This is a genomic window from Alienimonas sp. DA493 (genome assembly GCF_043951915.1).
GTDB lineage: Bacteria > Planctomycetota > Planctomycetia > Planctomycetales > Planctomycetaceae > Alienimonas.
The window spans coordinates 1-10,943 of record NZ_JBINJD010000170.1 but is presented as its reverse complement, the minus strand read 5'-3'; the positions used below and the strand labels follow the sequence as shown (position 1 = coordinate 10,943).

The window sequence follows — 10,943 nt, the reverse complement described above, 5'->3', positions numbered from 1 at the left end:
CCGACGAAGGCCCGCCGCAGCAGGTTGCCGGCGAGGTCGTAGGTCAGTACGACGTCGTTCACGTGCCCGAACCCGCCGGCCCCGTCCCAGACGTACCGCTCCCCGCGGTCGACCGCCCCGTCGCCGTCCTCGTCCACCGATTTGCCGGTCCGCCGGCCGTACGGGTCGTAGTCGTAGGTCACGCTCTTCTGCAACGCCCCGCCGGCGGCGCGGAAGGCGACGCCGGTCAGCCGGCCGCCGTGATCCCAGGTCAGCTCCTGGTAGTCGCCGGTGGCGACCGTCGTCCGCTTCGTGCGGTTCCCTTCGAGGTCGTGCTCGTAGGTGTAGGTCCCGTCGGCCGTCAGCCGGTTGGCGTCGGCGGTCGCGTAGCCGGCCATCGTCCGGTTGCCGGCGAGGTCGTAGCTGTACGCCTCGTCGGCGAGGACGCTGTTCACCGCCGAGAGGAGCTGGTCCGTGTCGTCGTAGCCGAAGTCGGCGGTCCCGTCGGCGGAGACGGTCTGCGTCAGCCGGCCGTCGGCGTCGTAGGTCCAGTCGTAGTTCGCCAGGGCGCCGCCGCCGGGGGCGTTGTGGTCCAGGCTCGTGAGCCGGTCGGCAGCGTCGAAGACCGCGGCGGTGTCGGCGACCGGGGCGGAGGCGTCCTGGCTTTCGAACCGCGACAGCCCCGTCAGCCGGCCGTCCAGGTCGTAGCCCAGCGTCGCCCGCTTGTTCACGACGGCGGTCCCCCCGGCCTGCGACGTCTGGGCGACCTGCGTGACCCGGCCGGCGTCGTCGTAGACCCAGCTCGTCAGGAAGTCGTCCACGCCGTTCACCGCCGCCCCGCGGGCGACCGGCCGGCCGGCGGCGTCCAGGGTCTGCGTCAGCGCGACCGACGGCGAACCGGCCGCGGTCGCGGCCACGCCCGTGATCCGCCCGTCGTCGTCGCGGGTGTAGGTCAGTGCGGAGTCGCCGTCGGCGATCGAGGCGAGGCGGGAGGCCTCGTCGTAGGTGCGGGCGATCGTGTCCAGCACGGTTACGCCGTCGGCGTCAATCCAGTTCTCCGCGACCAGCCGGCGGGCGTCGTCGTAGTCGTAGGTCGTCAGCCGGCCGTCGCGGTCGGTGGAACTGGCGACGGCGCCCAGCAGGTCGTAGGTCACGCTGCGGGTCGCGTTCTCCTCGTTCGTCTCCGTCAGAACGCGCCCGAGGGCGTCGTACGTCTGCGAGGTGACGTTCCCCACGGGGTCCGTCAGCGAGACGGCCCGGCCGGCGTCGTCGTAGGCGAAGGCGGTGACGCCGTTCTCGGCGTCGGTCAGCGAGAGCAAGTTGCCCGCGAGGTCGTAGTCGAAGCTGGTGACGTGGCCGAGGCGGTCGGTCGCCTGCGTCCGCCGGCCGCGGGCGTCGAAGGCGGCGGTGGCGGTCTCGCCCTCGCCGTCGGTGTGCGAGACGACGCGGCCGACGGCGTCGTAGACGGTGGAGGTCGCGATCCCGGCGGTGTCGGTGACGGTCACGTCCCGGCCGCGGGCGTCGGGCGTATAGTCCACTCCCACGCCGCTCGGGTCGCGGCTGGACAGCAGGTTGCCGCCGGCGTCGTAGGCGAGGGTGGAGACGTTCCCGAGGGCGTCCACCGTCTCCAGCGTGCGGCTGGCCGCGTCGGTGCGGACCTTCGTGACTTCGCCGAGCAGGTTCGTGACGGTCGTTTCGATCACGTCGCCGTACCCGGCGACGGTCGTCACCGCCCCGTAGGCGTAGGTGCTTTGGGTGAGAGCGGAGCCGTCGTCGGCCAGCTGCACCGTCCGCAGCGTGCGGCCGGCGCCGTCGACGATCGAGAGCGTGCGGTCCCCGGCCGCGTCGGTCGCCAGCACGGCGGCCCCCGTCGCCCCGGCCCCGAGGCCCAGCCCCGCGACGTGCTGGCTGAAGGTCTGGTCCAGGCCGACGCCGTCCGTCAGGTCGTCGTCGTACTCCCACGTCGAGGTGAGGCCGTCGGCGGGAACGGTCGCGATCGGCGGGTCGTTCGGGTCGATGAGGCCCCGGGGCGTCAGCCACCGCGTCATGGCGATCGGGCGGCCGCGGGCGTCGCGGCGGGTGGTGACCTCCGAAAGCGTGTCCGCGTCGACCGGGTTCTGCAGGACCGACTGTTGCGAGACGTTCGCCACCCCGGCGGCGTAGGCCAGCAGCCCGCGGCCGTCGCGGCCGGTGACCGAGCCCCCGTCGAGCGGATCGGCCGACGCCTGCCACCGATCGCAGCAACCGTCGTAGATCGAGGTCCAGACCTTGCCGCGTGCGTCGGTGCGGGTCGCGAGGTTCCCCTTCAAGTTGTACGTGTAGCTCGTCGTCGCGGCGACGGCGGTGCCGGGGGCCTCGGTCCGCGTCGCGAGCCGGTCGCGGCCGGTGTAGGTCATCGTCGTCTTCGACGCCTGGTGCCCGGCGGCGTCGCCCGCGTCGAAGTACCGGGGGCTCCGCACCTCGACGACGTTGCCCACGAGGTCGTAATCCGTCTCCGTCTTCGCCTCGACCGGCGTGCCGGCGGCCTCGATCTGGACGGTCCGTCGGCCGAGGTCGTCGTAGGCGTAGGTCGAACTGATCCCCCGCGGGTCGACGGCGCTGGTGACCTGCCCGGCGGCGTCGTACACGACGTCGCTGACGAGGCTCGTGCTGTTGGGCGTGCCGTCCGGGTCGCGGGTGTGGTTCAGGACGTTCTGGAACTCCGAGCCGGTCGAGCCCGGCGTCAGGGTGAACGACGGGACCGTCCCGACGACGGTGCGGATGCGGCGGCCGTCGGTCGCGTCGTAGGCGTGGTAGGTCGAGCGGCCGTGGGGGTCCGTCACGCTGAACAGGCTGCCCGCGGCGTAGACGCGGGAGGTGGTCAGGGTCGTGTTCACGTCCGGCTTGACGGCGGTCGTCAGCAACCGGCCGCGGCCGTCGTACTCGTAGAGCGTCTCGCTGCCCCCGCGGACGGTGCGGGCGACGTCGGTCGTGCCGTTCAGGTACTCGTAGGTCGTGACCAGGGCCGTGCCGGCGGGCGTCGGCGTGTCGGCGCCGCTCCCGTCCCGCACCGCCGCGGCCTCGGTCCGCGTGACCACCCGGCCGGTGCCGTCGTACGCCAGCGTCGTCACCACGCCGGCCCGGTCGATCTCTTTGACGATCAGGCCGGCGTCGGGGCCGGTCGTGGCGTACTCGACCTCCTCGGTCGTCCCGTCGCTGTAGGTCGTCTTCACCCGCCGGCCCACGGCGTCGTAGTCGTAGCTGATCCCCGTGCCGTCGGGGTTGAAGACCGTGTCCAGCCGCCCGTCGGCGTGGTAGACGTAGGTTGTTTCCGCCCGCGGCCCGCCGGGGACGTCGGGGGGGCTCGTGACCTTGGTCAGCCGGCCGCCGGCGTACTCGTAGTTCGTGACCCGGCCGAGGGCGTCGGTCGCGGTCAGGACGTTGCCGCTCCCGTCGTAGGTCCAGGTCCGGACGGCGTAGTCCGGCCCCTGCGCGTCGGTCGCGCTGCAGGAGGACAGTTGCTGACCGTGATAGTAGGTGCTGACCATCTGCCCGGGGTCGGTCTCGACCAGGCCCTGCTCCAGACTGACGAGGTTCCCGGCGGCGTCGTAGGCGTACCGAGTCGCCCGCCCCAGCCGGTCCCGGGAGCGGGTCACGCGGTGCCCGGCGTCGTAACACCAGGCCTCGAAGGTGTTGTCGTCGTAGAGGGCCCGGGTGGCCCAACCGTCCGGGTCGTACTCCCACCGGACGCGGTTCCCTTGGGCGTCGTAGGTCTCGTAGGGCCGCTCCTGGTACTGGTCGAAGCGGTGGTCCGCCGTCTCCGTCCTCGCGGCGGTCTGCCCCTGGGGGTCACGCACGCTGACCCAGGTGTCCCCGGCGTTCGCGTAGGTGGCCGGCTCCAGCCGCATTTCCCAGTCGGTCGACTTGTACGCCGACACTTCTCCCGGGTGACGCACGTACCGCAGCCGGCCGGACCCCTCGTAGACGTACGACGCCTGGGCCTCGTCGGCCGGCTGGACGGCGAAGAAGACCACCTCCTCGTCCGCGTTCACGACCATCCGCACCAGTTGCGAGGAGCCGGTGATCAGCACGTTGTATTCGCCGGCGTGGTTGTCGCCGACGTACCGCCCGAGGTAAACCCGCTTGGACCGGTGCGTCGGGTCCGCGGCCGGGTCGAAGATCGTCAGCACGTCCGACTCCGCGTCCGCCGAGGGCGCCACGGAGAACGTCGAGACGCTGCCGTCCGCCCCCGTCACCGCGGACAGCCGGTCGTTCGCGTAGGAGTAGGTCGCCGTCCCGCCCCCGGGCAGCGAGGCGGAGGAGACGACCCACCGCCCCCCGACCTGGGCCGCGGCGTAGGCGAACGTCACCTGCCCGCCGAAGTCGTCGGTCGCCGCGTCCAACTGCCACTGCCGGTCCGGCGCGGCGTCCAGTTCGGGCTGCGTCCAGGTCTTGTAGGTCAGCGACACGCCCCGGCCGTTCCGGTCCTCGATCCGGACCGGGCGGCCGGCGTACTCGGCCGGGTCGGGCGCCACGGCCAGATCGATCAGTTCGAACTCCACCCGCGGGACCTGCGGCGCGTCCAGCACCGCCCGCACCGCCGCCGCCGGGTCGACGGTCGGGGCGTCGTTCGCGTCGAGCAGGAGCAGCTCCCCCCCGCCCTGGCCGACGACCGGGTTCGGGTTGTGGGCGTTCGTGAAGGGGACCGGGTCGACGACCGGGCGGAACGCCGTGTCGGCCGGGTCGAGCCGCCGGAACGCGCGGCCGTTGGGCACGTTCGGGTCGAACAGCTCGATCGTCAGGTCCGCCGGGTCGCCGGAGGAGCTCGGGTGGAGCAGCAGCCGGTGGTCGTACTGCGAGTAGACGCCCGGGCCGAAGCTGCCCGGCTGCGTCATGTCCCGGCTGCGGAGCGTCCGCCGCAGCCCGACGTTCCGCCAGTCGTCGCCGGCCGGGCGGTGGTCGAAGGCGAAGTGGACGTAGTTGAACGTGAGCGAGTCGATGAACGACGCGACGTTGGACGCCATCCCGCTCGGGACCCGGGGTCCGATCGGGACCGGTTGCGACATCGGCGTCGGGCCGGACCCGCCGGCAGACGGCCAGGGGAAGCCGGCGAAGGGGTCGCCGGAGGGCCCGCACCCGCCGCACGACGTCTGCGGGCGGTCGCAGGCCTCCCACATATCGATCGGGCGCCAACCCGTGTACGAGGGGCAGTACCCGGGGTGGAGGACCTCGCGCAGAGCCTCCTCCCCCGCGGCCGGCGTGAACTCGCTGGGTAGAACGTCCGCCCCGCTCTGGGCCGTCGCCCGCCCCGTCACGGCCTGCAACAGCGCGAGGGAGCAGACCGCCAACAGGGCGGCCGGGAGCCGGCGGTCGCGGGGGACGGGGGCCGAGTCGGCCGTCGGCGGGTCCGACGGCGTCGGGCGAAAGAGCGTCACGACATTCTCCAGCACGCTGATATGAGCGGATCCGAATGTGACGCCCCGTCCCGAAGAACACAAGCGTCGTCTCGCTCGGATCGGCGGATCACTCCGGATCCGCCGTCGTGGCGGGACACTCCATGATCGCCACGCCGGGGCGGTCCGCGAGGCGGCCCGCGTGACGGCGGCGGGCCGGCGGGCGGCGGGTCACCGTTCGTCCCGCCCGTTCCGCCCGTTTTCCGCCGCCCCGGCGGCGGCTTCCAGCCCGTCCGGCCGGGGCGGGCGGACGTGCACGAGGTACCGCAACTGCCCGCTGGTCATCGGCGAGGCGGCGAGGATCTCGACGTCGAACAGCGTCCCCGGCGTCGCCGTGAACACGGCGGTGGCGAGGCCGTCGTCGTCCGCCCGGACCGTGACCACGGGCAGCCGGTTGCGGAACGCCCCGATGTCGAACGAGACGAACGTCACCGGCGCGCCGGGGGCCGCCCGGGCCCGCAGGGCGACCGACTCGCCCTGCTCGATCTCGGACCTGGTCGGCGAGACCCGCCGGACCCGCGGGACGTCCGGGCCGGGCTGGAGGCTCTGCCAGACCCGGCCCGGCTCGACGACGTCCAGGTAGGCTTGGGGGTCGGCCTCGTAGGCGGCGCGGTCGAACGGGGCGGCGGGGACGAGGGCGGAGAGCCGCTCCGGGTGTTCCCCGGTCCGGAGGGCCTCGGCCACGCTCCGGGCGTTCGGGTTCGCGTCGGCCGGGATCGGGACCCGCCCGCCGTACCCCGGCGGGGGGCCGGGCCGCCCGGCCTCGGGGTCGCGGGGCGGCCGCCGCACGTCGGCCAGGGGCCGCCGCACGCCGCCCACCGTGACCTCCTCGGCCCGCGGGTCCGGGGCGGGACGGTTCAGCGCCAGGGGCGGGTCGTCGGCCCGGAAGGCGAAATAGGCGCCCAGGGCGAACGCCCCGGCCAGGCCGGCGGCGGCCGCCACGGCGGCCGGGGAACGGGTCCAAGGGCGATTCACGGGGCGGTCCTGTCGGCGGTCGTGGCGTGATCGGGGCGGTCTCCCCACGGCGGCAGGCCGAGGTCCGCCCGGAGGCGGTCGGTCCGTTCGGGGGTGAGCCGGTAGACGAAGATCGAGGGGGCCGGGCGGGCGTGCGGGGTCAGCCGCCCGAAGTAGGCGTAGGCGTCCGCCGGCACGGCATAGAACCGGCCGCGGCCGTCCGGGGCGGGCATCGGCCGGCCGCGAACGAACGTGACGCTCACCGCGTACCAGCCGGGCCGCGGCCCCAGGAAGGGTCGGGCGACCGCGGGGCGGTCCGCGTGGTCGGCCGGGAGCGCCGGCGGGAGCTCGTACCGCCACCCCAGCCACTCCGGGGCCACGCCGCCGAAGTAGGCCAGCCGGAGGCCGGCCGCCTGCGGGTTGTCCTCGAGCCAGTCCGCCAGAAACGGCAGGTCCTGCCCCCAGTCGAGGTTGCTGTCGAGGAGCACGCCGTCGCCGCCGCCGGCGGCGCGGGCCAGCGGGTTGAAGAAGCCGAGGTGGTGCGGGTGGGCCCACAGCGAGGCCCCGGCCAGGGCCAGCAACCCGGCCGCGGCGGCCGTCCGGGCCGCCCGCCCGGCCGCGGCGGCCGTCCCGCCGGCGGCCCACACGAACAGGAACGGATAGGCCGGCAGGGCGTACCGCAGGTGCAGCGACAGCCCGGTCTGGGAGGAGACGAGCAGCAGGACCGCCGCGGCCGGGACCAGCAGGGCCGCCTCCTCCCGCCACGCCGGGCCCCGGCCGCGAAGCCGGGCCCACGCCGCCGCGCCGACCAGGACGAACGCCCCGGCCGGCGTCTTGAACAGCATGGCCGCGAGATAAAAGTACCACCACCCCTCGGCATCGAACTCGCCGAGCAGGTAGCCCTCCCAAGCGGGGTCGGTGCGGGCCCGCCCGAAGTCGGCCCGCTGGACGTCCAACCCCTCCAGCAGCGTCCGGGGCAGCGGGACCGGCAGGTCTTCGGCCGGGCCGCCGCGGAACCGGTTGCCCGTCCCCCCGGGCCCGCGAGCGTCGGCCGGGCCGGCCAGCGTCTCGCTGACGAACTCCGGGTCCCCCAGCCGCGGCAGCGGGTGCCGGAACCCGTAGCAGGCGTGCAGTACGCCCAGGGCCAGGGCGCCGACCGCCAGCAACTGGGCCGCCTCCCGCGCGGCCCCGGAACGCGTCGTGCGGCCGGCCCGCCAGAGGAGCCAGAGGGCGACCGCGACCGGGGGGGCGAGCGCCAGCCAGGTCGCCTTCGCCGACACCGCCAGTCCGCAAAGCAGGCCGGGCCACAGCGTCCGCGACCACGCCGGGGCCCGCAGCCACCCGCGGAACGCGTACACGAAGCCGGCCCCCAAGGCCGCCGCGGGAACGTCAGGGGTAATCAGCGACCCGTGCCCCAGGACCATCGGCGAGAGGCACCAGAGGGCGAGGGCCGCCAGCCCGCCGGCGGGGCCGTAGAGGTCCCGCCCCCACAGCCCGCAGCAGACGGCCCCGGCGAGGGAGAACGGGACACAGGACCACCGGGCCGTCCGCAGCAGGTCCAGTGAGGCCCGCCCGTTTTCGCGGACGAGGCGGCGGCCCAACTCCACCTCCCGGCGGTCGCGGGGGCGGGGCGCGAACCCGCCGGGGGTCAGGTCCGCCGGATCCAACTCCGGCCCGCCGGTCAGCCGCACCGGCAGGGCGGCCGCGGCCCGCACCAGCGGGGGGTTCACGGCGTACAGATCGGCCCGGCCGGTCTGCCAGTGGGCCAGGCCGGCGGCCAGGTGGGCCGGTTCGTCCCAGGTGAACCCGTGGACCGCCGCCGTGCGGGCCAGCAGGCCGGCGTGCAGGGCGAGCAGGGCCGCGGCCGCCCACCAGAACCGGGCGGGCGTGCGACCGCCCGCCGCCCCGTCCGCCGCGGTCGCTGCCGGCCCGACCCCGCCCCCGTCCGACCCGGCGACGTCCGGCCCCCGCCCCGGGGTCGCCCGGGGCGGCGTCGGCGGCCTCGCGTCGGCGCGTGCGTCGGGCAGAAATTCGCGGGGGTCGGCGGGAACGCGGGGCCCGGCGCCGGACGGGGGCGCCGCGGGGTCAGGAACCGATCGAAGTTTGCCCGCGCATTGGACGGCCGGACGCGGCGGCGGTCAAACTGGGCCGTGACCGGACCGCCCCCGCCCGCCGAGATCCGCGACGCCGGCCCCCCGACGCTCAGCGTGCTGATGCCCGCGTTCAACGAGGCCCCCCGCGTGGCCGCCGTGCTCGACCGGTTGGCGGCCGCCGCCCTCGACTGCGAGATCGTGGTCGTGGACGACGCGTCGACCGACGACACCGCCGCGGCGGTCGGGGCGTGGGCGGCGGCCCGCCCGGACGTCCCGCTCCGGCTGCTCCGCCACCCGGCGAACCGCGGCAAGGGGGCGGCGGTCCGCACCGCGCTCGCCGCGGCCCGCGGCCGGTACGTCGTCGTCCAGGACGCGGACCTGGAGTACGACCCGGCGGAGCTGCCGGCGGTGCTCGCGCCGCTGCTGGCCGGCGCCGCGGACGCGGTCTACGGGTCGCGGCGGCTGGGCGGGAACGCCTTCCCCCACCGCTGGCACGCCCGCTGCGTCGGGCTGTTGAACCTGTTCGTGCGGGCCCTCTACGGGCTGCGGGTCACCGACGAGGCGACCTGCTACAAGGCGTTCCCGGCGGAGGCGCTGCGGGCGATGGCCCTGCGGTGCGAGCGGTTCGAGTTCTGCCCGGAGGTGACGGCCAAGGCGGCCCGGGCCGGCCTGCGGGTGCGGGAGGCGCCGGTCTCCTACGCCCCCCGCGGGCCGGAGGACGGGAAGAAGATCCGGTTCCGCGACGGCCTGGAGGCCGCCTGGACGCTGCTGGCCTGGCGGGTCCGGCCGTTCGACGCGGCCCCGGTCGCCGCCGCCTGCCGCCGCGAGACGGTCCGTGGTACCCGCCCGGCGGGTTAATCGACGCCCGAACCGCCCGCCGAAACGCGGCCTCAGTCGGCGGCGTCGGCGAACGGCGCGGCGGCCGGGGCCGGCGTCGCGAGGCGGAACTCGCGGCCGCCGGACGTGACCACGGCCTCGCCGTCCCCGACGGCCTCCATCCGGACCGCCGGCAGCCCCTCCAGCGCCTCCCCGGCCCGCCGCACCTCGACCGCGGCGGCGGGGCCGGTCCCGACCCGCAGGGCCGCCGCCGCGTCGCCCCCCGCGCCCTCCGCCATCGTGCCCAACAGGACGACGGCCGGCGGCGGGACCGCCCGCGGGGGCGGGGCCGGCGGGGCGGCCGGCGGCGGGGCCGCCGCGGGCGGGAACAGCGGCCGCCTCAGGGCCCGGCCCCAGATCGGGTCGTCGGCCCCGGCCGCGGCGACCCGCGGTCCCGCCCGGCCGGGATCGCCCACGGCCGCGGCCGCAGCAGGCGGCGCCGCGGGCCCCGCTGAGCCGGCGCCCGGGCCGCCGAGGGCCCAGAAACACGCGACGCCGGCGGCGGGCCAGACGGCGAGGGCCGCCGCCGTAAGCGTACGGCGCACGGTGCGAGTCCGGACCGCCATCGCTCACCGCCCCCCGCCGCGGACCGCACGGGCGGATCTGTCCGGGCGGACCTCGGCGGCCTCGGTCGTCCGCCTTGCGCCCCGAACGGGACACCGCTCCCCGCCCCGGCGGGACGGTTCTCGGATTTCGGGATCGTCGAGGGCTCGCACGTTCTCGCTCCCTGTGGACCGCAATACGAACTGCCCGCCCCCCTCGTGTGGTCGACGGCGTGGGAAGACCTCCGGGCGGTCGCGAGAACGATATCCACAGGCGAAAGCTCGGTCGACCTCCGGCCCCGGCCCGCTTGTCGGCGTCCGGCCGGGCGGTCAGGGTGGATCGCTCCGACCCGTTCCGTGTTCCCGCCGCCCCGTGGCTGTCTTCGCCTATCGCGCGACCGACCCCGCCGGCGGGCCGGCCGTCAGGGGCGTGCTGGCGGCGGACTCCCCCCGCCACGCCCGCGACCTGCTGCGGGACCGCGGGCTGGCCCCGGTCGAGGTCCGCGAGCAGGCCGCCTCGGCGTCCGCGGCGGGCGGGGGTTCGTCCCCCGGCTCCCTGCGAGAGCGCCTGCCGGGTGGGCGGGGGTCGGTCCGCCGGACGGCCTCGGCGGTGCGGGAGCTGTCCACGCTGCTGGGGGTCGGCGTGCCGCTGGCCGAGGCGTTGGGAGTGGTCGCCGCCGGGCACCCCGGCCGGCTCGGCGAGGCCCTGCTGGGGGTCCGGGACCGGGTCGGCGCCGGCGTCTCGCTGGCGGAGGCGTTCGCCGGCCGGCCCCGGCTGTTCGACCCGCTGGCCGTCAAGATGGCCGAGGTCGGCGAGAAGTCCGGGAATTTAGACGCCGTGCTCGCCCGGCTGGCGGACTTCCGCGAGGCGGGGCTGGAGCTGCGGGACCGGGTGACGACGGCCCTGCTCTACCCGGCGTTCGTGCTCGTCGCGGCGATCGGCGTGAGCCTGTTCCTGATGACCGCCGTCGTGCCCACGCTCCTGGAGGGGCTGCTGGAGGCCGGCCGGCCGCTCCCCTGGCCGACGAAGGTCCTGAAGGCCCTGTCCGACGGCCTGCTGGCCCACG

At 75.8% G+C, this 10,943-nt stretch carries 5 protein-coding genes and 1 pseudogene; 2 read left to right on the top strand and 4 right to left on the bottom strand.

All coding sequences use genetic code 11. The annotated features are described in order from the left end of the window. From ACG2DA_RS19170 to ACG2DA_RS19160, 3 genes and pseudogenes are all read right to left on the bottom strand, one after another. A pseudogene (locus ACG2DA_RS19170) lies at window positions 1-5,393 on the bottom strand (hypothetical protein); the annotation flags it as partial. Between the two features lie 189 nt (window positions 5,394-5,582). After that, window positions 5,583-6,386, bottom strand: a complete 804-nt coding sequence (locus ACG2DA_RS19165; RefSeq protein WP_395257812.1) for a hypothetical protein — start codon at window positions 6,384-6,386, stop codon at window positions 5,583-5,585. Further along, window positions 6,383-8,095 (bottom strand): ArnT family glycosyltransferase, encoded by a 1,713-nt coding sequence (locus tag ACG2DA_RS19160; RefSeq protein ID WP_395257810.1) that lies wholly within the window; start codon window positions 8,093-8,095, stop codon window positions 6,383-6,385. Before ACG2DA_RS19160 ends, ACG2DA_RS19165 begins: the two co-directional genes overlap by 4 nt. Before the next feature lie 420 nt (window positions 8,096-8,515). Between ACG2DA_RS19160 and ACG2DA_RS19155 the strand changes: the two genes are divergently transcribed. Further along, window positions 8,516-9,316, top strand: a complete 801-nt coding sequence (locus tag ACG2DA_RS19155; RefSeq protein ID WP_395257808.1) for a glycosyltransferase family 2 protein — start codon at window positions 8,516-8,518, stop codon at window positions 9,314-9,316. 32 nt (window positions 9,317-9,348) lie between these two features. Here the strand turns inward: ACG2DA_RS19155 and ACG2DA_RS19150 are convergent, their stop codons facing one another. Beyond that, on the bottom strand, window positions 9,349-9,879 hold the full coding sequence (locus ACG2DA_RS19150; protein WP_395257806.1) for a hypothetical protein: 531 nt from the start codon (window positions 9,877-9,879) through the stop codon (window positions 9,349-9,351). Between the two features lie 370 nt (window positions 9,880-10,249). On the opposite strand from ACG2DA_RS19150, the gene ACG2DA_RS19145 reads away from it, so the two are divergent. Next, the coding region (locus ACG2DA_RS19145; RefSeq protein ID WP_395257804.1) for a type II secretion system F family protein at window positions 10,250-10,943 on the top strand (694 nt) is incomplete at its 3' end.